Genomic DNA, 21,028 nt, shown 5'->3' on the forward strand with positions numbered 1-21,028 from the left:
TGAGACGGTTCGGTACCGGACCCGCGTCCGGTCAGAAGGCATCTCCCGGAATGCGCACCCAGCCTTCCATCAACACGCGCGCGCTGCGGCTCATGATGGCCTTCGTGACCGTCCATTCGCCGCCTTCCTGGTTGGCTTCCGCCCCGACACGCAATGTGCCGGACGGATGACCGAAGCGTACAGCACTACCAACATTACGCTCGCCACCGCCCGCCGCCAGATTCACGAGCGTGCCCGGAATCGAGGCCGCCGCACCGATACACACGGCCGCCGTCCCCATCATCGCGTGATGCAGCTTGCCCATCGACATCGCGCGCACGAGCAGATCGACATCTCCGGCATTCACAGCCTTGCCGCTCGACGCCGTGTAGCCCGCCGGTTTCGCCACGAACGCGACCTTCGGCGTGTGCTGGCGCGTGGCCGCTTCCGACACATCCTTGATCAGTCCCATGCGAATCGCGCCGTGTGCACGGATCGTCTCGAACATGGCAAGCGCCTTCGGATCGCTGTTGATGGCGTCCTGCAATTCGGTGCCCTTATAGCCGATCTCTTCGGCGTTCAGGAAGATGGTCGGGATGCCCGCATTGATCATCGTCGCCTTGAATGTGCCCACGCCGGGGACTTCGAGATCGTCGACGAGATTGCCGGTCGGGAACATGGCGCCACCGCCCCCGTCACCCTCTTCTTCGGCGGCCGGATCGAGAAATTCGAGCTGCACTTCGGCGGCCGGGAACGTCACGCCGTCGAGTTCGAAGTCGCCCGTTTCCTGCACCGCACCGTCCGTCATCGGCACATGGGCGACGATCGTCTTGCCGATGTTGGCCTGCCAGATGCGGACGACGGCCACGCCATCGCGCGGCACGCGCGCCGGGTCCACCAGTCCGCCGCTGATCGCGAACGGGCCGACGGCCGCCGACAGATTGCCGCAGTTGCCGCTCCAGTCGACGAACTTCTGGTCGATGGAGACTTGCCCGAACAGGTAGTCCACATCGTGCCCGGGCCGCTCGCTCCTGGCGATGATGACCGTCTTGCTGGTGCTCGACGTCGCGCCGCCCATGCCGTCGATCTGCTTGCCGTACGGGTCCGGGCTGCCGATCACGCGCATGAGCAACGCGTCGCGGGCCGCACCGGGTGTCTGCGCGGCGGTGGGCAGGTCCTGCAGGCGGAAGAACACGCCCTTGCTCGTACCGCCACGCATATACGTGGCGGGAATGCGAATTTGTGGCTGATGCGCCATCACATCTCTCCTCAGGCGGCTGCCTGCGACGATTCCAGAAAGTCCTGCGCGAAGCGCTGCAGCACCCCGCCCGCCTCGTAAATCGAAACTTCTTCAGCCGTGTCGAGACGGCACGTCACCGGCACCTCGACGCGCTCACCGTTCTTTCGGTGGATGACCAGCGTCAGGTCGGCGCGCGGCGTGCGCTCGCCGATCACGTCGAACGTCTCGCTGCCGTCGATGCCCAGCGTCTTGCGGTTCGTGCCCGGCTTGAATTCCAGCGGCAACACGCCCATGCCAACCAGATTGGTGCGGTGAATGCGCTCGAAGCCCTCTGCGACGATGGCTTCGGTGCCCGCCAGACGCACGCCCTTCGCCGCCCAGTCGCGCGACGACCCCTGACCGTAGTCGGCCCCGGCGATCACGATGAGCGGCTGCTTGCGCGCCATGTACGTCTCGATGGCCTCCCACATGCGCGTCACGCGGCCTTCCGGCTCGATGCGAGCGAGCGACCCTGCCTTGACCTGTCCGTCGACCACGACCATCTCGTTCTTGAGCGTCGGGTTGGCGAACGTGGCGCGCTGCGCCGTGAGGTGATCGCCACGGTGCGTGGCGTACGAGTTGAAGTCCTCTTCCGGCAGGCCCATCTTCGCGAGGTACTCGCCCGCTGCGCTGTCGGCCATGATGGCGTTCGACGGCGAGAGGTGGTCGGTCGTGATGTTATCGCCCAGCACCGCCAGCGCGCGCATGCCGCGCAGCGTGCGCTCACCGGCAAGCGCGCCCTCCCAGTACGGGGGACGTCGGATGTACGTGCTCATCTCGCGCCAGTCGTACAGCGGCTCGGCCCGCTCGCCGTGGTCCACCGACGCGGCAAACATCGGCTCGTACACACGACGGAACTGCTCCGGTTTGACGCTGCTCGCGATGATGGTGTCGATCTCTTCATCGCTCGGCCACAGGTCGGCGAGTCTGATCGGCTTGCCATCGGCGTCGACACCGAGCACATCCTTCTCGATATCGAAGCGGATGGTCCCGGCAATGGCGTAAGCGACCACCAGCGGAGGCGAGGCGAGAAACGCCTGCTTCGCATACGGGTGGATGCGGCCATCGAAGTTGCGGTTGCCCGAGAGGACAGCCGTCGCGTACAGGTCACGCTCGACGACTTCCTTCTGAATCACTGGATCGAGTGCACCCGACATGCCGTTGCACGACGTGCACGCATAAGCGACCACGCCGAAGCCGAGCGCCTCAAGTTCCGGCAGCAGACCCGCCGCTTCCAGATACAGCGTGACGGCCTTCGAGCCGGGCGCAAGCGAGCTCTTGACCCACGGCTTGCGCACGAGACCCGCCCGGTTGGCGTTACGCGCGAACAGACCCGCTGCGATCATGTTGCGCGGGTTGTTGGTGTTCGTGCAGCTCGTGATGGCGGCGATGATGACCGCGCCGTCGGGCATCAGCCCCGGCTCGTTCTCCACCGTGCCGCTGATGCCGCGTGCGGCGAGTTCGCTCGTCGGCACACGCTTGTGCGGGTTCGACGGACCGGCAATGTTGCGCACCACGCTCGACAGATCAAACGTCAGCACGCGCTCGTACTCGGCCTTCGTCAGCGTGTCGGCCCACAAGCCAGTTTGCTTTGCATACGTCTCGACCAGCGCGACGAGCGCGTCGTCACGGCCGGTGAGCTTCAGGTACTTGATGGTTTGTGCGTCGATGTAGAACATCGCCGCCGTCGCACCGAACTCCGGCGCCATGTTCGAGATCGTCGCGCGGTCGCCCAGCGTGAGGTTCGCAGCACCTTCCCCGTAGAACTCCAGATACGCGGATACGACCTTTTCCTTGCGCAGGAATTCGGTCAGCGCGAGCACGATGTCGGTGGCGGTGATACCCGGCTGCGGCTTGCCCGTCAGCTCCACGCCGACGATGTCCGGCAAGCGCATCCACGACGCGCGCCCAAGCATCACGCTCTCCGCTTCCAGCCCGCCCACACCAATGGCGATCACGCCCAGCGCATCGACCATCGGCGTGTGCGAATCGGTGCCCACGAGCGTGTCGGGGTAAGCGACGCCGTCCGCCACCTGAATCACCGGGCTCATGCGCTCCAGGTTGATCTGGTGCAGGATGCCGTTGCCCGGTGGAATCACGTCGACGTTGCGAAACGCTTTCTTCGTCCAGTTGATGAAGTCGAAGCGGTCTTCGTTACGACGATCTTCGATGGCGCGGTTCTTCGCGAACGCATCGGGATCGAAGCCGCCGCATTCGACGGCCAGCGAGTGATCGACCACCAGTTGGGTCGGCACGACCGGGTTGACCAGCGCCGGGTCGCCGCCTTGCGCCGCGATGGCGTCGCGCAGGCCCGCGAGGTCGACGAGCGCCGTCTGGCCGAGGATGTCGTGGCACACCACGCGTGCGGGGAACCACGGGAAATCGAGGTCGCGACGTCGTTCGATCAGTTGCTTGAGCGAATCGGTCAGCGCCGCCGGATCGCAGCGGCGCACGAGGTTCTCGGCCAGCACGCGCGAGGTGTACGGCAGCGTGTCGTACGCACCCGGAGCAATGGCCTCGACGGCAGCACGGGCGTCAAAGTAATCGAGCGACGTCCCGGGCAGGGATTTACGGTATTCGGTGTTCATCATGTGAGGAAGGTGTCGGCCCGGCCGGTGACAAGTTGGCGCGCACGGTGTGTGCGATGCGCGATGCGAATAACGGAGCAGCGACGCCCCGGCGAGGTCGCGGGCTGGCAGCAGGAATCCCGCCGCTGCCATCCCCCGGCCATCGCCGAGGCGCGGGACAGACTTAACGCTTGTCGATCGACACGAACTGCTGATCTTCCGGACCGGTGTAGTTAGCGCTCGGGCGAATGATCTTGTTGTCGATGCGCTGCTCGATGATGTGCGCACTCCAGCCCGACGTACGCGCAATCACGAACAACGGCGTGAACATCGCGGTCGGCACGCCCATCATGTGGTAGCTCACGGCGCTGAACCAGTCGAGGTTCGGGAACATCTTCTTGACGTCCCACATCACCGATTCCAGACGCTCGGCAATGTCGTACATCGCCGTGTTCTGCTGTTCTTTCGACAACTCGTGCGCGACTTCCTTGATGACCTTGTTGCGCGGATCGCTCACGGTGTAGACCGGGTGACCGAAGCCGATGATCACTTCCTTGTTCTCAACACGCTGACGAATGTCGGCTTCGGCTTCGTCCGGCGAGTTGTAACGCTTCTGCACTTCGAACGCGACTTCGTTCGCGCCGCCGTGCTTGGGACCACGCAGCGCACCGATTGCGCCGGTAATCGCCGAGTGCATGTCCGATCCCGTGCCCGCAATCACGCGCGCGGTGAACGTCGACGCGTTGAACTCGTGCTCGGCGTACAGGATCAGCGACGTGTGCATCGCACGCACCCACTGGTCCGACGGCTTCTCGCCGTGAAGTAGATGAAGGAAGTGACCGCCGATGCTGTCGTCATCCGTTTCGACGTCGATACGCACGCCGTTCTGGCTGTAGTGATACCAGTACAGCAGCATCGAGCCGAGGCTGGCCATCAGACGGTCGGCAATGTCGCGTGCGCCCGGAATGTTGTGATCGTCCTTCTCCGGCAGCACGGTGCCGAGCACCGACACGCCGGTGCGCATCACGTCCATCGGGTGTGCGGCGGCGGGCACGGCTTCAAGGGCGTCCTTCACGGCGGCGGGCAGACCGCGCAGCGCCTTGAGCTTGGCCTTGTAGCCGCGCAGTTCCGCCACGTTCGGCAGCTTCCCGTAGACCAGCAGATACGCGATTTCTTCGAATTCCGAGGTCTGCGCCAGATCCAGAATGTCGTAGCCGCGATAGTGCAGATCGTTGCCCGAACGCCCCACGGTACACAGTGCCGTGTTGCCTGCGGTCACACCCGACAGGGCGACGGATTTCTTCGGCTTGAAGCCGGTGGCAGTCGTCTCGCTCATGCTCTTTCCTCCAGGATCAGGGGTTCGTTATTTCTGTTGGGCGAACAGGGCGTCGAGCTTCTGTTCGTATGCGTGGTAGCCGATGCTCTCATAGAGCTCGGCGCGCGTTTGCATCGTGTCGAGCACCGCCTTTTGCGTGCCGTCGCGACGAATCGTGTGATAGACGTTTTCCGCCGCCTTGTTCATCGCGCGGAACGCCGAGAGCGGATACAGCACCAGTCCGACCTGCGCGCTCTTGAGTTCTTCCACGGTGAACAGCGGCGTCGAGCCGAACTCGGTGATGTTCGCGAGCACGGGCACCTTCACGGCATCGGAAAACTGGCGGTACATCGGCAGTTCCGTCATCGCTTCGGGGAAGATCATGTCGGCCCCCGCTTCAACGCACGCGCACGCGCGGTCGATGGCCGCCTGAAGGCCTTCGACGGCCAGCGCATCGGTGCGCGCCATGATGACGAAATTCTCGTCGGTGCGCGCGTCGACGGCCGCCTTGATGCGGTCGACCATCTCCTGCTGCGTCACGATGGCCTTGCCGGGACGGTGGCCGCAGCGCTTCGCGCCCACCTGATCTTCGATATGCATCGCCCCCGCGCCGAACTTGATCAGCGACTGCACCGTGCGCGCGATGTTGAAGGCCGACGGACCGAAGCCCGTGTCGACGTCCACCAGCAGCGGCAGGTCGCATACGTCGGTGATGCGGCGCACATCGGTGAGCACGTCGTCGAGCGTCGAGATGCCCAGATCGGGCAGGCCGAGCGAACCGGCCGCAACACCGCCGCCCGACAGATAGATCGCCTTGAAACCGGCCGCCTTGGCGAGCAGGGCGTGGTTGGCATTGATGGCACCGACAACCTGCAACGGTTGCTCGGTCTTGACGGCCTCGCGGAAGGCGGCGCCGGCCGAACGAATGGTTTGCGTCACTTGAATCCCTCGGTCGTGTCTTGCGCGCCGGATGAACGGAATGCCACCGGATCGCACGTGGGTTGAGTAGCAAGGCTTTTGAATAGCAATGGCCGTGCCAGCAGGTCGTGCGCTCGCGCATCGCCAATCCCTTCGCCGCGCTAACGCATTCATTTATCGACGGAAATTCTTCGCCCGCATGACGTTTACGTCAAGGTAAATGTCACTTAAGGGTGGATGCGGTGGTCTCATTTCGTTTCAATTTGAAACACGAAATGAAACGTATAGTCGCAACATGCTACGATTCAACTCAAATCCCCTGCTGCCAACCGCTATGCCGAATTCGATACCCGCCGAGATGCCGTCCCGTCTGCCCGCGACCGCTGCAGGCGTGGCGCGAGCGCCCACGGTCCCCGCGATGCGAAAGCCGGTGATCTGGGCCGTCGGCATCAGCAAGCTTGGCGAGCTGTATCGCGATATCGTGCCGGACTACGCTGCGCAGGCCGACGTTCACATCGTCGACAAGGGGTACGAAGCCGTGATCGAAGCGCTGGAGCGCTTGCCCGCCGGGAGCGTCGACGGCATCGTCGCGGCCGGATCGAACGGCGACTTTCTGCGCGAACGGCTTGCGTTGCCTGTGGTGCTGGTCAAAGTCACCGGCTCGGACGTCATGCACGCACTGGCCCGCGCGCGACGCGCCCTGCCCGCGTCGTCTCCCGACTCGCGCATCGCGCTCGTGTCCTACGCACGCCCCGCAGCCGAGTTCGAGCGCTTCAAGAGCGCCTTTCACCTCGACATCTCTCAGCACACTTATGTCGACGCCCAGAACGCCGAAGACCTCGTGCACCGGTTGCGCGACGACGGCATGGCAGTCATCGTTGGGCCGGGTCTCGTCACGCAACTGACGGAGCGCGCCGGCCTCACGGGCATCTTTCTCTACTCGCAGGATTCGGTGCGCGCAGCGTTCGACACGGCACTGGAGGTGGCGCGTCTCGGGCGCATCGAAGCGCAACGGCGCGAACGTCTCGATACGGTGTTGCGGCATCTGCACGAAGGCGTGGCCGCCGTCGATCTGAACGGACGCATCGAAGCGATCAACGCGTCGATGGCCGGGATTCTCGGCGTCACGGTGGCGGATGCCGTCGGGCGAACGCTCGACGCTATCGCGCCAGCGCTCGACATCGCCCGCACACTGGAGAGCGCGAGCGCCGAGTTGGAAGCGATCGTCTCGATGGCGGGCAAGACGTGGGTGATCAACCGCATTCCCTTGCTGGATCAAGGCACGCTCACGGGTGCGCTCGTGACGTGTCAGGACTCGCAGTCGTTCGCCCGTGTGGATCGTTCGTTGCGCTCACGGCATCGTCCGCGGCATCTCGTGGCGCGCTACCGGCTCGACGATCTGATCGGCGATTCGGCGGCAATGACGCAAGTCCGCGCACTCGCGCGCCGATATGCGCAGACCGACTCGACGGTACTCGTGCATGGCGAGAGCGGCACGGGCAAGGAATTGCTCGCACAGGGGATTCACAACGCGAGCCGCCGCCGTGACTATCCGTTCGTCGCCATCAATTGCGCGGCTTTTCCGGAGACGCTGCTCGAGAGCGAGTTGTTCGGGTATGAAGATGGCGCGTTCTCGGGTGCGCGACGCGGTGGCAAGGCCGGTTTGTTCGAAACAGCGCACAACGGCACGATCTTTCTCGATGAAATCGGCGAGATGCCGATGCCGCTGCAAACTCGGCTGCTGCGCGTGTTGCAGGAGCGCGAAGTCCTGCGCCTTGGCGCGAACGAACCGGTGCCGTGCGACGTGCGCGTGGTCGCCGCCACGCACCGCGATCTTCGTCAGCAAGTCGCGGCCGGATTGTTTCGCGAAGACCTTTACTACCGTCTGAACATCCTGCGCATGGTGCTGCCCGCGTTGCGCGAACGCATGGACGACCTGCCGCGCCTCACGCCGTTGTTCCTGGAACGTGCGCTAGCCCGTGCGGGTGCGCGCATGAGCGTCGATGCCTTGCAGGCGTCGCTATTGCCGCTGCTTGCGAGCTATCGCTGGCCGGGGAACGTTCGGGAGCTGGAGAATTTGCTGGAGCGCATCGCGGTCGTCTGCGCCGATGTGGTCGATGCCCGCGAAATCAGCCGTGCGCGATTGATCGAGATTGCCCCGGAACTTGGCACGACGCCGTCACCGCCCGCGTTCGACGTTTCAAAAACGAACGGTGGCCGGATAAAAGATGTGACGAGTGTTGCAACCGTCGATGCACCCGACGCCCCCATGACCGGACGCGAGCGCCGTGCCGCCGAGGAGCTGGCACGCATTCACTCGACGCTGGCCGCATGCGGCGGCGATCGCAATGCCGCGTGCGAAGCACTCGGCATCAGCCGCTCGACGCTCTGGCGCAAACTTCGCGCCGGGTAACGGGCATCGGGCATCGGCGATGCCCCCGGCGCGAACACTTCAGTGCTGAGCTCAGTGCTGATGACGGATACGGTCCCACATCTCGTGCCAGTCCAGACGCTTGTGCGCGGCAGGCTCATCGTGATGCGTGACCCAGAAGTGGTCGACCAGCATGCCGATGGCGAAGCCGACGAGCAGCGCTACCAGCATCATCGAGACATTGATCATGGACATGGCGGCCTCCCGTCGAAAGGAATCACGCTTCCATTCTAGTCAAACGCCACCATGCCAGCGATGCAAAATCTCAGGCTTGCGGACGTAAAAAAACCGGGGTCGAAACCCCGGTTTTTCATTTGACGCGAGCCGCTACCAAGCGATGCGCAAGATGCGCATCCCACGGCATTTCAATGCTTACCACGTCGCAATCAGTGCGCCCTTGAATTGCGTGTCGATGAATTGCTTCACTTCGTCCGACTGGTAGGCGTCGACCAGTTGCTTGACCCACGGCTTGTTCAGGTCTTGCGTGCGCACGGCGATCAGGTTGGCGTACGGGCCCTTCAGGTCTTCGATAGCGATGGCATCACGCTTGGGCACCAGTCCGGCCTGTGCGGCGAAGTTCGTGTTGATCGACGCAGCGTCCAGATCCGGCAACGCGCGCGGCAGTTGTGCGGCTTCCAGTTCGCGGATCTTGAACTTCTTCGGGTTCTCGATATCGAGCGGCGTGATGTTCTTGCCATCCAGCCCCGGCTTCACCTTGATCAGACCTTCCTTGGCGAGCAAACGCAGCGCGCGGCTACCGTTCGACGGATCGTTCTGGATACCGATTTGCGCGCCGTTCGGCAGATCCTTGAGCGACTTGTACTTCTTCGAATAGAAGCCCAGCGGCGAAACGTAGGTGAGGCCAGCCGTCGTGATCTTGTAGCCACGATCCTTGACCTGACTATCGAGGAACGGCTTGTGCTGGAAGCCGTTGGCGTCCAGGTCGCCAGCGTCGAGCGCGGCGTTCGGCTGTGCATAGTCACTGAATTCGACGATCTTGATGAACAGGCCACGCTTTTCGGCCACCTTTTTCACCACTTCGAAGATCTGCGCGTCCGAGCCGGCCATCGTGCCGACCTTGAGGGGCTTGTCGGCCGTCTGGGCCGAGGCGCCGAGAGAGGCCAGCGCAAACGTTGCGCCGAGGAACGCATTGATCAGTTGACGGGACAGCATGTGCGAATTCTCCTTGTGCTTATGTGATCCGACGCCTGTTGGGCATCTGTGCGAGGGGGAGCGGGCCTGTTGAGCCCGCAACGGTCACGCGCGACGTAGGCATACCAGCCATATAGCTGCATGGCCATGTCGGGCGACCCAGACCCCGGATGCTGCCACAACTGCGGGTTTACACGAAATACATAATCGGCATTTCGATATCCCCCCGAGCGCATCGATAGACGGCGTCCATCAAAAAAAACGCCCCCTCGGATCACCGAAGGGGCGCTTCGCCGGGAGAACAGCCTGATCACGGGCCGGGGGGGTGGCACGGCTGGCGGCAATGCCGTCAGCCGGTCGCGTCAGGAACCGACGAACAACCTGCGAGACTCGCTACACCATCAAGACCAACCGATGCGAGGGCCAGTGCCTGCACGCGCTGTGCCGAACGCGTGCAGGCCCCACACCCACCACTAGCTCAGGGACACGGCTCCTCGCCAGCCTGGCCGTTCATCGCGCATCCGCCGCCACCACCGAAGCCGCTGGGGCCACCGAATGCTGCCAATCCGCCTCCGCCTGCAGCGCCACCGATGCCAAGGCCGCCTGGACCACTGGCGCCACCGCCGCCGCTGCTTGCGCCAACACCACCACCACCGCCAGTGCCGCCGCCGCCGCCGGTGCCACCACCGCCACCACCACCACCGCCGCCGCCACCACCGCCACCACCACCACCACCACCACCACCACCACCACCACCACCACCACCACCACCACCACCACCACCACCACCGCCGCCACCACCACCGCCACCACCGCCGCCGCCACCACCGCCGCCGCCACCGCCGCCGCCGCCGCCACTGTGGCCACCGCAGCCGCAACCGCCAGCGCCGCCGATACCGATGCCGACGCCGGTCCCGCCAGGGCCGCCAGGGCCGCCGAATGCGCCCAACCCGCCAAGGCCGCCCGCACCGCCAAAGCCGATGCCACCGCCTCCTCCACGTCCACCGCCACCACCACCGGCGGCGTATGACGCATTGATCGAAATGCCGCAGAGCATCGCTGCTGCTGCCGCCCCTACCAGAGTCGCCTTGAACCTGTTCATGGTCCCCTCCCCGCGCACGCGCACACACTCACTTCGGAACACGCCGGACCCCGCCAGAAGGTCCAGCGTTACGACGAGAGCGCGTCAGCAGAAATCGCGGGCAATAGCGGGCCCGCCCGTGCTTAACAGCACAGGAGTCCCTTGCCAACAGCCTGCGGAGAATCCGGGTTGGCGCTTCGCCATACACGATTCACATACGCGAATTCCGTGCCAGCGGATTCAACCCATTGATTTAAAAGAAATTAATAACTCAACTTATGAGACATCGATACGTCCCCTGCCGAAAACGTATCGTTCGTGAAACGCTTACAACGCAATGCAACGGCATTCGGCGCTCAACCTGACGGACGATGCCCTCATGAAGCCTGGCTGAAAGACAGATGAGTGGTGCGTGAGGCGCATGAAACACAGGGAAGGTTCATGCACGCATGCGTTCGCGTGCCTCGCGCAACAAGGCCTGCGGCGGCTTGCCCAGCGTACGGACGAAAGCACGGCGCATACGCTCCTCGTCGCCGAAACCCGTCACGATTGCGACCCGCGCAATCGACGCCTCGCCCGCTTCGAGCAACGCCTGCGCCGCTTCAAGCCGCAATTTCTCGATGGCCTTGGCCGGTGTCAGTCCGGTCTGCAACGTGAATTCACGACTGAAATGGCGAGCGCTCCAGTGCACCTGTGCCGCAAGTTGCTCGACCGATAACGGCTCTCGCAAATGCTCGCGCGCGTATGCGAGCGCTGCGCGCACCCGGTCGGAGCTGGGTTCGAGCGTGGACAGCGTTGAGAACTGCGACTGACCACCGGTGCGCCGGTAGTGCACCACCAGCAGGCGAGATGTATCGCGCGCGACATCGCTGCCGTAATCGGCTTCGACCAGCGCCAGCGCCAGATCGATACCGGCCGTCATGCCCGCCGACGTCCATATCGACCCGTCGTTGACGTAGATCCGGTCGTCTTCGACGATCACGTCCGGGTGTTGTTGCTGTAACGCCGTCGCCTGCCCCCAATGCGTCGTGGCGCGCCGTCCGTTCAGCAACCCGGCGTCGGCCAGAACAAACGCCCCCGAGCAGATGCTCCCGATGCGTCGCACCTTCGGCGCGAGCCGCCGCAAAGCCTCGACCAGATCCGGCTCTGTCGGCACCACGTACGTGGCGCCCGCCACCAACACCGTGTCGTAACGATGCCTGCCCATCGGCTCCGTGGCCACCGCAATCCCGGCAGAGTCCCGCACCAGTCCGCCTTCGACCGAGAGCGTCTGCACTTCGTACAGCGGCTCGTCGCGCCCAAAGTTCGCCATCTCGAATGCCGACATCGAGGCCAGCGACATCATCTGAAAGTCGGGATAGACCACCAACGCAATTCGTTTCGTCATGACGCAAAGGGCCGCTAAGGCTAAGGACGGGAGGTTCCGGAACAACGCAATGGGAGGACACGCCGCGACACCAACAGCCACCGCATGACCGATGCGTCGATTGTAGTTGGCATGCTGGACGGGTGTCGGACACGCTTGTCCTAAAAAGTGGTTTTCATGTCATTTGAGACATTGCGATGACCGACCACACTGGACGTCATGGACCCAACAACCGGAACCGTAACAACCATGAACGCATCCACTCAAACCCATCAGCCGGGCACCGCACTGATTACCGGCGCCTCCTCCGGCATCGGCGCAATTTACGCCGACCGCCTCGCCCGTCGCGGCCACGACCTCATTCTGGTCGCCCGCAACACGGCGCGTCTGCTCGAAGCGGCCCAGCGCCTTCACGTCGAGACAGGCCGTCGGGTCGATATCCTGAGCGCGGATCTCTCCACGCGTGAAGGGCAGGCGCTCGTGGAAGCGCGTCTGCGCGAAGACACGCGCATCGACACACTCGTGAATAACGCTGGCTTCGGCGCGGTCGCACCGCTGCTGCAAGCGGACGTCGATCACCTGACCGACATGATCGAAGTCAACGTGACCGCGCTCACGCGTCTCACCTACGCGGCCGTGCCGGGCTTCGTGGCACGCGGGCGCGGCACCGTCATCAACATCGCGTCGGTCGTCGCGATCGCACCGGAACTGCTCAACGACGTGTACGGCGGTTCGAAGGCGTTCGTGCTCGCGTTCTCACAATCGCTGCAACATCAGCTCGCCGATACGGGCGTGCACGTGCAAGCCGTGTTGCCGGGTGCCACGATCACGGAGTTCTGGAATATCGCAGGCAAGTCGCATCAGGAGTTGCCGCAGGAATGGCTGATGACGTCCGACGATCTCGTGGACGCGGCGCTGGCCGGACTCGATCAGGGCGAAACCGTCACTATCCCGCCGTTGCAGGATGGTGACGAATGGACCGCGTACGACACCCTGCGTCGCAAGATGTCGCAAGGACTGAGCAACACCTCGCCGGGCAAGCGTTACGGATTGAAGGCTGTCGCCAACGCGGCCTGACGCGCACGGGTGTTGAAGCCGTGCATGCGCCCCCTGCCAACCCAAGGCACGCATGCACCGGCGCAATCCGTCGTCAGTTTGCGTCGATCAACTCTGCCGACGATTCGCGCAGGCACGCCGCAAACAGTTGCGACGCAGGCGTTGCCGTGTCTTCACGCCAATACAGAATCGCGTCGCCCAGCGGCCCTAACGGCGGCAGCGGCAGCACGCGCATAGTCCCGCGCTGAGCATAGCGTCGTGCGAGCGAGAGCGGCAGGATCGAGACGAACCCGCCGCCGCGCAGCAGCGACAGATTCAACGCAAGCGAACTCGACTCGATGGCAGGACGCTGCAACGTCACCCCATGCTCGGCCAGAATCTCGGCCATCGTGGTGAAGGCGGGCGAGCCACGCATCGGTGTAATCCAACGCACGTCCTGCAAGTCTCGCCATGAGACGGCTGCCTCTGCCGCGCCCAGCGGGTGCTGGGTGCCGACGACGAACACGAACGGCTCGTGGTGCAGCGACTCGTTGCGCATCACCGCCAGATGGCCCGTCACACGATTGCGCCCGAGCGCCAGATCGAGATTGCCCTCGTCCATCATCTTGAGCAGACGGTCCAGCGTAGCCTCCACGAACGAGAACGATGCATTGGGCGCACGTCGCGTGAACAGCTCGACCGCATGCGCGATCAGGGGCTGGGGAATCGTTACCACCGCACCGAAGCGCACATGCCCGGCCGTCCCCGTGGTCAACGCGCTCACGTCGCGACGCGCCAGTTCGATCTGCCGCAGGATTTCGCGTCCACGCTCCACGAGCACGCGTCCGATGCCAGTGAGTTCCACCGCATTGCCCACCCGCCGCACCACCGGCGCGCTCAGCGCCTCCTCGATCTCCCCGATCTGCTTGGAGATGGCGGGCTGCGTGACGTGAAATGCCGCCGCCACGCGCGTGACCTGACGCAGTTCGCCCAGCGTCACCAGCATGCGCAGATGGCCGAGCTTCAGGCCACTGCGGAAAAAGCGCTCAATCGAGTTGTCGGTCGTTGTCATGACGGATGCGGAAAGCTTCTGTGGGAACGCCCAAGCCGAGATCATAACCAAACGGTAATGCCGTGTGCGCAAAGTGTGATTTGCCGTCACGCCGACCGACCCCTTACCCTTCGTACGAGCAGCATGGCCGCACAGGGTTATTCGATGCGCCGGAGCGACGATCCATCGCACATCGCCGAATCTCCTTCGCATAACCGAATGTTCTCCGGATGCGCGTCAGGCTGCCCAATAACTCGACGTGCCGCACGGCACGCACCACGGAGACAACACCCATGAGCTCGTCCCCCTCGTCCTACCCGGGCGGTGCACAGCCGCATCCCGGCAACAGCGCTGCCCCTGTGGCGGCCAGTGCCGAACAGCGCGACGCGCTGTACCGCAAGCTGACCTGGCACATCATCCCGTTCCTCTTTCTCGCGTTCATCGTCGCGTACATCGACCGCGTGAACGTGAGCTTCGCCAAGCTGGAGATGCTCTCCGACCTGTCGCTGTCCGAGACCGTGTATGGCGCAGGTGCGGGTGTGTTCTTCCTGGGCTATTTCCTCTTCGAGGTGCCGAGCAACCTGATCCTGCATCGCGTGGGCGCGCGCATGTGGATCGCGCGCATCATGGTGACGTGGTCGATCATTTCCTGCCTGACGATGTTCACGCAGGGACCGATGTCCTTCTACGCGCTGCGCTTCCTGCTCGGCGTGGCCGAAGCGGGCTTCTTCCCCGGCATCGTGCTCTATCTGGCCACGTGGTTCCCGTCGAACAAGCGCTCGCAAATCATTGCGCTGTTCATGGTCGCCATTCCCGTCTCGGGCGCCATCGGCGGCCCGCTCTCCGGCTGGATCATGCAGCACTTCGGCGGCATGCACGGTTATGCAGGCTGGCAATGGCTGTTTCTGCTCGAAGGCATTGCGTCGCTGCTCGTCGGCATCGCAGCGTTCTTCGTGCTTCAGGACCGGATCGAAACGGTCAAGTGGCTGAACGCGGACGAAAAACGTCTGCTCGCACAAGACCTTGCCGCCGACGACAGCACCCGCGCGCATCACAGCGTGCGTCAGGTGTTCGGCAGCGGCCGCGTGTGGCTGCTCGGCCTGTTGTACTTCTGCATCGCCATGGGCAACTACGGCCTCGTGTTCTGGCTGCCGACGATGATTCGCGCTGCAGGCGTCGCCAACCTTGGCAACATCGGCCTGCTCTCTGCGGTGCCGTCGCTGGTGAGCGCTGTTGCGATGATTCTCGTCGCGCGTCATGCCGACCGGCACAACGAACGCCGCATGCATGTGGCCGTGTGCTGCCTGCTGGGCGCGGCCGGGATGGTCGCCTCGGTGCTGCTCGCGCAGCATCTCTGGTGGTCGATGGCGGCATTGATCGTCGCGGCGATCGGCATCAACTCGATTGCGCCGGTCTTCTGGGGCATTCCCACGGCGATGATGGGCGGTGCAGGCGCGGCCGCCGCCATCGCGCTGATCAATTCGACCGGCAACCTCGCGGGCTTCGTCAGCCCGTACGTCATCGGCTTTCTCAAAGACAGCACCGGGCAGTTGCTGCCGGGCATGATCGTGCTGGCGTGTGCGCTGGTCGGCGGGGCATGCATCGTGATGTCGCTCAAGCCTCAACGGAGTCGTGCATGAGTTTTCCCGTCTGTCTCGTGACCGGTGCCGCTACTGGCATCGGTGCGGCCACCGCCCTGCGTTTTGCGCAGGACGGCTGGGCCGTGGCCATCAACAATTTCGACGACAGCACGCGTGCGGCCGCCGAAGCGGTCGCGGCGCAATGCCGTGACGCAGGTGCGCAAACGCTCGTCGTCGATGCCGACGTGGGTGACGACGCCGCCTGCCGCCGCATGGCGGACGCCGTCGGCGCGAAATGGGGGCGCCTTGACGCCCTCATCAACAGCGCCGGGACCACGCGCGTGATCCCGCACGGCGATCTCGACGCCATCGACGCCGTCGAGTTCGAGCGCATCTATCGCGTGAACCTCATCGGCATGTTCCAGATGACGCGCGCCGCTGCGCCGTTGCTGCGGGAGCGTCCGGTGTCTGCGGCATCGGCGATGTCGGCATCGGTCGTCAACATCTCGTCGCTGGCGTCGCTCAACGGCACGGGGTCGTCGATTGCTTACGCGGCCTCGAAGGGCGCGGTCAACGCGCTCACGCTCTCGCTCGCCCGCAACCTCGCGCCGCAAGTACGTGTGAACGCCATCGCGCCGGGCATGGTCGACGACGGCCTGCTGCGCCGCGTGCTCGGTGACGAGGCGTACGGCCGGGTGGTTGAAGGCATGCGTGAGAACTCGCCGCTCAAGCGTGTCTCGCAACCGTCTGAAGTTGCCGAACTGGCGTGGTTCCTCGCCGCCCGCGCACCGGCGATGACGGGTCAGGTGCTCGCCATCGAGAACGGGCTGCTGCTCAATACCTGATCGACCTCGGGTCGACGCATGCACAGCCGCCACAAAAGCATAAGGAAGTCCCCATGACAGATCTGCACAAACACCGCTCCCGCACGGTCACCGAAGGCGTCACGCGCACCCCGCATCGCGCCTTCCTGCGCGCGACCGGCCTCGACGACGCCGCCATCGACAAACCGTTCGTCGCTATCGTCGACACGTTCGGCGAGAACACGCCCTGCTCCATGTCGCTGAATCAGATTTCGGACAACGTGCGCCTGGGCGTGGCCGCCGGTGGCGGCGTACCGATTCGCGGCTCGGCCATCTCGGTATCCGACGGCACGTCGATGAACCATTCAGGCATGCGCTTCTCGCTGGTCTCGCGCGAGACGATTGCCGACAGCGTGGAGCTGTTCGTGCGCGCGCATTGCTACGACGCGCTCGTTGGCGTGGCGGGGTGCGACAAGACGCTGCCCGGCATTCTGATGGGCATGGTGCGCGTGAACGTGCCCGGCGTGTTCCTCTTCGGTGGCGCGATGCTGCCCGGCGTTGCCCCCGACGGCTCGCAGGCCACCATCCTCACCGCCATCGAAGCGGTCGGCACGGCCCAGCGCGGCGATATGTCCGCCGAGACGCTGCGCGGCATCGAAAAGCGTTGCACGCCCACCGCAGGCTCGTGCCCCGGTCAGTTCACGGCTAACACGATGGCGATGGTCGCGGAAGTGCTCGGCCTCGCGCCGCTCGGGTCCGCGATGGTGCCCGCCGTCTACAGCGAACGGATCGCGATTGCGCGTCGCGCTGGCGAGAACGTGATGCGTGCGCTGCGTAACGGCGGACCGCTGCCGCGCGACCTCGTCACGCGCAAGAGTCTCGAGAACGCCTGCGCCGCCGTGGCGGCGACCGGCGGCTCGACCAATGCCATGCTGCACATCCCTGCCATTGCCCACGAGGCGGGCATCGAGTTCACGCTCGACGACGTCTCCGAAGTCCTCGCGCGCACGCCGCTCATCGGCGACATGCAGCCCGGCGGACGCTATCTGGCCGTCGACCTGCATCATGTCGGCGGCGTGCCTGCGGTGCTCAACGCGCTGCTCGCAGGCGGACATATTCACGGCGACACGCTCACGCAAACGGGTGAGACGCTCGCCGACGCGCTGCGCGCCTTCCCCGGCCCCGACGGCCGCGTGGTCAAGCCGCACACCGAACCGCTCTCGCCCAACGCGGGACTGGTCGTGCTGCGCGGCAACCTCGCGCCCGACGGCGCGGCGCTCAAGACCGCAGGCCTGAAGCACCTCACGTTCACCGGCACCGCCCGCGTGTTCGAGACGGAAGAGGACTGCATGGCCGTGGTGTCCGCGCAGACGTACCGCGAGGGCGATGTGCTCGTGATTCGCAACGAAGGCCCCAAGGGCGGACCGGGCATGCGCGAGATGCTGAGCGTGACGGCAGCGATCTACGGGCAAGGGATGGGCGAGAAGGTCGCGCTGCTCACGGACGGCCGCTTCTCGGGTGCGACGCGCGGCATGTGCATCGGTTACGTCGGCCCCGAGGCGGCGGCGGGCGGGCCGATTCGCCTACTTCGGGACGGCGATACCATCCACATCGACGCAATCAAGGGTAAGCTCGACGTCGAACTCTCCGACGAAGCACTCGCCGCGCGGGCCGCCGAGGCCAAACCGTTCGTGCGCGGCCGTCTGGGCGGCGTACTGGAAAAGTACGAAGCGCTCGTGCGGCCCGCCAAGCTGGGCGCGGTGACCCATTCGGGGGCCGTGGAATGGCCCTACGAAGCGTCTATCGGGGAGACGCCAACCCACGAGGACCCGAATTGATGACTACCCCACGCGTAGGCTTTTGCGGCATCGGCCGCATGGGCGAACCCATGACGCAGCGGCTCCTCGCCGCTGGCCACGACGTCGCCGTCTGGAACCGTTCTGCCGCCAAGCTCGGCGCGCTGACCGATGCCGGTGCGATGGCCTGTGTGACGCCACAGGCGCTCGGCGAATGCGTCGACATCGCCCTGCTCTGTCTGGGTGATGGAAAGGCTGTCGAGCAGGTGGTATTCGGTGAGCACGGGCTCGTGCACGCCGCAACGCCCCCGCGCTATCTCGTCGATCACTCGACGCTCTCGCCCGCCCTCACCCGCAATCTCGCAAAGCGCTGGGCTGAGGCCACCGGCAGCGTCTGGATCGACGCCCCGGTCTCCGGCGGCACGGGCGGCGCGCAGGCAGGCACGCTGGCTATCATGGCGGGCGGTCCCGCCGAGGCTATCGAAGCCGTGACGCCGGTGCTGCGCGCGTTCTCGTCGCGCGTCACCCGCATGGGCGACATCGGCGCGGGTCAGACGACCAAGCTCGCCAATCAGGCCATCGTCGCGACGACGCTCGCCGGTCTGGCCGAAGCCTTCGTGCTGGCCAAGCGTAGCGGCATCGACACGGCGGCGGTGCCGTCGGCGTTGCAAGGCGGCTGGGCCGATTCCGTCCTCATGCAGACGCTCTGGCCGCGCATGGTCACGCCGCCCGAGTTCGCCACCGGCACGGTGCGCGTGATTCTGAAGGACCTCGATGCGATTGCCGAACTGGCGCACGCGAGCGCGACCGTGCAGCGGGTGCTGCCGGAAGTGCGTCGTTTGCTGAAGGACGCCGCAGAGCGCGGCATGGCGGACTGGGACCTGTCGCAAGTGTTCCGCATCGGCGAAGCGGAGAGCGCGCCGGACGCCTGACGTCAGGCTCGCCGCCCCATGAAAAAAGCCATGCCCGTCGATGGGCATGGCTTTTTGTCTTTCGGGGACGTCTGCTACGAGTTGGAGACTTACTTGACCTTCACCGCCGAGAAGTCCTGACGGCCGAACGGGCTGACCTGATAGCCCGACACGTCGGTGCGCGTGATCACGGCCGCGATCGGATGCGCCAGCGGAATCCACAGCGCGTCGTCCTTGATCGTCTTCTGTGCCGCCTGATACTTGGCGGTGCGCGCCGCGATGTCGTGCGTGCGCTTGCCGTCGCTGATCAGCTTGTCGAGATTGGCGTCGCAGAAACGAGCGAAGTTCGTGCCCGAGGTGACGGCCGCACAGCTGAACTGCGGCGTGAGGAAGTTGTCCGGATCGCCGTTGTCACCCGACCAGCCCATGAACAGCAGGTCATGCTCGCCTGCCTTGCCGCGACGAATCAGCTCGCCCCACTCCACCGTCTTGATCTGCGCCTTCACGCCGATCTTCGCCAGATCGCTTTGCAGCATCTCGGCACCCACGCGCGGGTTCGGATTGAGCAGACTGCCTGCCGGACGCGTCCAGATCGTCGTCTCGAAACCTTGCGGGAAACCGGCGTCCGCCAGCAACTTCTTCGCGCGATCGATGTTGTGCGGATAGTCCGGCACGTTCTTCGCATAGCTCCACGTGTTCGGCGGATACACGTTCACCGCCGGCGTCGCCGTGCCTTCGAACACCTGCTTCACGTAGCTCGTCTTGTCGAACGCGAGGTTCAGCGCCTGACGCACGCGCACGTCGTTCAACGGCTTGTGCTGTGTGTTGATGGCGACGAAGGCCGTCATGAAGGCGGGCGTCTCGACCACCTTGAGCGCCTTGTCGCCACGCGCGGCCTGCACGTCGAGCGGCTTGGGCGACAACGCGATCTGGCACTCGCCGACCTTGACCTTCTGCGCACGCACAGCAGGGTCCGGCACGATCGTGTAGATCAGACGCTCGGACGCCGGTGCGCCGCCAAAGTACGCCTTGTTGGCGTCGTACCGCACCACGCTGTCCTTCTGATAGCTACGGAAGACGAACGGACCGGTGCCGATCGGACGCGCGTTGAGTTCATCCGTCTTGTTCGCCGCGACGAGCTTGTCGGCGTACTCGGCCGAATAGATCGACGCGAAGCCCATCGACAGCATCGAGAGGAACACGGCGTCCGGCTCGGAGAGCGTGAAGCGCACCGTGTTGTCGTCGACCTTCTGCACCGACTTGATCAGCTTGCCCAGCGACAGCGACTGCGCATGCGGGAAGCCCGACGGCGTGAGCTTGTGCCACGGCGCGTTGTCGTTGAGCATGCGGTCGAACGTGAAGACGACGTCGTCGGCATTGAATGCGCGCGTCGGCTTGAAGAGATCGTTGCTGTGGAAGCTAACGTTCGGGCGCAGCGTGAACGTGTACGTGAGGCCGTCCGGCGTCACTTCCCATTTCGTCGCCAGACTCGGCACGACCTTGGCTTGCGCGGCATCGAACTCGACCAGACGGTTGAACACCGGATCGGCCGATGCGTTGGTCGTGGTGAGCGAGTTATAGCGCACGACATCAAACCCTTCCGGGCTGGCTTCGGTGCAGACGGTGAGCGGTTTGGCGTTCGCTGCCAGCGGAATCAGCGGCAAAGCGAGCGCGGTGAGTACGGCGGCGAGGGTATGGCGAGGATGGCGGGATGCAAGCGAGCGACGACGCATGAGCTTCTTCTCCAGGAAGTCGATGACGGGC

General features: G+C 64.7%; 16 protein-coding genes. 6 read left to right on the plus strand and 10 right to left on the minus strand.

Annotated elements, in window-relative coordinates; genetic code table 11:
* Window positions 1-31: 31 nt before the first annotated feature.
* The 4 genes from prpF to prpB form a co-directional block, all read right to left on the minus strand.
* Entirely contained in the window at window positions 32-1,237 is a 1,206-nt protein-coding gene (prpF, locus tag PCO31010_RS05470; protein WP_150663291.1) for a 2-methylaconitate cis-trans isomerase PrpF, read from the minus strand.
* Between the two features lie 11 nt (window positions 1,238-1,248).
* A complete protein-coding gene (acnD, locus tag PCO31010_RS05475) occupies window positions 1,249-3,849 on the minus strand; it encodes a Fe/S-dependent 2-methylisocitrate dehydratase AcnD (protein ID WP_150663292.1) in 2,601 nt (866 codons plus the stop codon).
* A gap of 160 nt (window positions 3,850-4,009) precedes the next feature.
* The gene (prpC, locus tag PCO31010_RS05480) at window positions 4,010-5,161 is read right to left on the minus strand and encodes a bifunctional 2-methylcitrate synthase/citrate synthase (RefSeq protein ID WP_150663293.1); all 1,152 of its coding nucleotides are present in this window, start codon (window positions 5,159-5,161) and stop codon (window positions 4,010-4,012) included.
* A 27-nt stretch (window positions 5,162-5,188) separates the two neighbouring features.
* Complete coding sequence (prpB, locus tag PCO31010_RS05485; RefSeq protein ID WP_039397405.1) at window positions 5,189-6,079, minus strand: methylisocitrate lyase; 891 nt, start codon at window positions 6,077-6,079, stop codon at window positions 5,189-5,191.
* 337 nt (window positions 6,080-6,416) lie between these two features.
* On the opposite strand from prpB, the gene prpR reads away from it, so the two are divergent.
* Window positions 6,417-8,471, plus strand: coding sequence for a propionate catabolism operon regulatory protein PrpR (prpR, locus tag PCO31010_RS05490; RefSeq protein WP_246184450.1), 2,055 nt, complete (start codon window positions 6,417-6,419; stop codon window positions 8,469-8,471).
* A gap of 51 nt (window positions 8,472-8,522) precedes the next feature.
* Here the strand turns inward: prpR and PCO31010_RS26590 are convergent, their stop codons facing one another.
* The 4 genes from PCO31010_RS26590 to PCO31010_RS05505 all read right to left on the minus strand — a co-directional run bounded on the left by PCO31010_RS26590 (window position 8,523) and on the right by PCO31010_RS05505 (window position 12,109).
* Window positions 8,523-8,684 carry a hypothetical protein gene (locus PCO31010_RS26590; RefSeq protein ID WP_174984361.1) on the minus strand — a complete coding sequence of 54 codons (162 nt, stop codon included), beginning with the start codon at window positions 8,682-8,684 and terminating at the stop codon, window positions 8,523-8,525.
* A gap of 177 nt (window positions 8,685-8,861) precedes the next feature.
* Window positions 8,862-9,662 carry a MetQ/NlpA family ABC transporter substrate-binding protein gene (locus tag PCO31010_RS05495; protein WP_150663294.1) on the minus strand — a complete coding sequence of 267 codons (801 nt, stop codon included), beginning with the start codon at window positions 9,660-9,662 and terminating at the stop codon, window positions 8,862-8,864.
* 457 nt (window positions 9,663-10,119) lie between these two features.
* A complete protein-coding gene (locus PCO31010_RS26760; RefSeq protein ID WP_217426129.1) occupies window positions 10,120-10,743 on the minus strand; it encodes a hypothetical protein in 624 nt (207 codons plus the stop codon).
* 418 nt (window positions 10,744-11,161) lie between these two features.
* A complete protein-coding gene (locus PCO31010_RS05505; protein ID WP_150663296.1) occupies window positions 11,162-12,109 on the minus strand; it encodes a GlxA family transcriptional regulator in 948 nt (315 codons plus the stop codon).
* Between the two features lie 228 nt (window positions 12,110-12,337).
* Between PCO31010_RS05505 and PCO31010_RS05510 the strand changes: the two genes are divergently transcribed.
* Window positions 12,338-13,165, plus strand: coding sequence for an SDR family NAD(P)-dependent oxidoreductase (locus PCO31010_RS05510; RefSeq protein ID WP_150663297.1), 828 nt, complete (start codon window positions 12,338-12,340; stop codon window positions 13,163-13,165).
* A 73-nt stretch (window positions 13,166-13,238) separates the two neighbouring features.
* Here PCO31010_RS05510 and PCO31010_RS05515 read toward each other — a convergent pair whose 3' ends face one another.
* Window positions 13,239-14,195 (minus strand): LysR family transcriptional regulator, encoded by a 957-nt coding sequence (locus PCO31010_RS05515; protein ID WP_150663298.1) that lies wholly within the window; start codon window positions 14,193-14,195, stop codon window positions 13,239-13,241.
* A gap of 272 nt (window positions 14,196-14,467) precedes the next feature.
* On the opposite strand from PCO31010_RS05515, the gene PCO31010_RS05520 reads away from it, so the two are divergent.
* The 4 genes from PCO31010_RS05520 to PCO31010_RS05535 are packed head-to-tail and all read left to right on the plus strand — an operon-like array spanning window position 14,468 to window position 19,285.
* Complete coding sequence (locus tag PCO31010_RS05520; protein ID WP_150663299.1) at window positions 14,468-15,814, plus strand: MFS transporter; 1,347 nt, start codon at window positions 14,468-14,470, stop codon at window positions 15,812-15,814.
* Window positions 15,811-16,599 (plus strand): SDR family NAD(P)-dependent oxidoreductase, encoded by a 789-nt coding sequence (locus PCO31010_RS05525; protein ID WP_150663300.1) that lies wholly within the window; start codon window positions 15,811-15,813, stop codon window positions 16,597-16,599. The genes PCO31010_RS05520 and PCO31010_RS05525 overlap by 4 nt, the downstream gene beginning before the upstream one ends.
* Before the next feature lie 53 nt (window positions 16,600-16,652).
* The gene (ilvD, locus tag PCO31010_RS05530) at window positions 16,653-18,395 is read left to right on the plus strand and encodes a dihydroxy-acid dehydratase (RefSeq protein ID WP_150663301.1); all 1,743 of its coding nucleotides are present in this window, start codon (window positions 16,653-16,655) and stop codon (window positions 18,393-18,395) included.
* Window positions 18,395-19,285: an NAD(P)-dependent oxidoreductase gene (locus tag PCO31010_RS05535; RefSeq protein WP_150663302.1), complete on the plus strand. Its 891-nt coding sequence runs from the start codon at window positions 18,395-18,397 to the stop codon at window positions 19,283-19,285. The genes ilvD and PCO31010_RS05535 overlap by 1 nt, the downstream gene beginning before the upstream one ends.
* Before the next feature lie 89 nt (window positions 19,286-19,374).
* Here the strand turns inward: PCO31010_RS05535 and PCO31010_RS05540 are convergent, their stop codons facing one another.
* A complete protein-coding gene (locus PCO31010_RS05540; protein WP_150663525.1) occupies window positions 19,375-20,997 on the minus strand; it encodes an ABC transporter substrate-binding protein in 1,623 nt (540 codons plus the stop codon).
* Window positions 20,998-21,028 lie beyond the last annotated feature (31 nt).

Source organism: Pandoraea commovens, assembly GCF_902459615.1.
Lineage (GTDB): Bacteria > Pseudomonadota > Gammaproteobacteria > Burkholderiales > Burkholderiaceae > Pandoraea > Pandoraea commovens.

Excerpts from the sequence above, each read along its gene's own strand:
- prpF (WP_150663291.1), bottom strand. The coding sequence starts at position 1,237 with ATGGCGCATCAGCCACAAATTCGCATTCCCGCCACGTATATGCGTGGC.
- acnD (WP_150663292.1), bottom strand. The coding sequence starts at position 3,849 with ATGATGAACACCGAATACCGTAAATCCCTGCCCGGGACGTCGCTCGAT.
- prpC (WP_150663293.1), bottom strand. The coding sequence starts at position 5,161 with ATGAGCGAGACGACTGCCACCGGCTTCAAGCCGAAGAAATCCGTCGCC.
- prpR (WP_246184450.1), top strand. The coding sequence starts at position 6,417 with ATGCCGTCCCGTCTGCCCGCGACCGCTGCAGGCGTGGCGCGAGCGCCC.
- PCO31010_RS26590 (WP_174984361.1), bottom strand. The coding sequence starts at position 8,684 with ATGTCCATGATCAATGTCTCGATGATGCTGGTAGCGCTGCTCGTCGGC.
- PCO31010_RS05495 (WP_150663294.1), bottom strand. The coding sequence starts at position 9,662 with ATGCTGTCCCGTCAACTGATCAATGCGTTCCTCGGCGCAACGTTTGCG.
- PCO31010_RS26760 (WP_217426129.1), bottom strand. The coding sequence starts at position 10,743 with ATGAACAGGTTCAAGGCGACTCTGGTAGGGGCGGCAGCAGCAGCGATG.
- PCO31010_RS05505 (WP_150663296.1), bottom strand. The coding sequence starts at position 12,109 with ATGACGAAACGAATTGCGTTGGTGGTCTATCCCGACTTTCAGATGATG.
- PCO31010_RS05510 (WP_150663297.1), top strand. The coding sequence starts at position 12,338 with ATGAACGCATCCACTCAAACCCATCAGCCGGGCACCGCACTGATTACC.
- PCO31010_RS05515 (WP_150663298.1), bottom strand. The coding sequence starts at position 14,195 with ATGACAACGACCGACAACTCGATTGAGCGCTTTTTCCGCAGTGGCCTG.
- PCO31010_RS05520 (WP_150663299.1), top strand. The coding sequence starts at position 14,468 with ATGAGCTCGTCCCCCTCGTCCTACCCGGGCGGTGCACAGCCGCATCCC.
- PCO31010_RS05525 (WP_150663300.1), top strand. The coding sequence starts at position 15,811 with ATGAGTTTTCCCGTCTGTCTCGTGACCGGTGCCGCTACTGGCATCGGT.
- ilvD (WP_150663301.1), top strand. The coding sequence starts at position 16,653 with ATGACAGATCTGCACAAACACCGCTCCCGCACGGTCACCGAAGGCGTC.
- PCO31010_RS05535 (WP_150663302.1), top strand. The coding sequence starts at position 18,395 with ATGACTACCCCACGCGTAGGCTTTTGCGGCATCGGCCGCATGGGCGAA.
- PCO31010_RS05540 (WP_150663525.1), bottom strand. The coding sequence starts at position 20,997 with ATGCGTCGTCGCTCGCTTGCATCCCGCCATCCTCGCCATACCCTCGCC.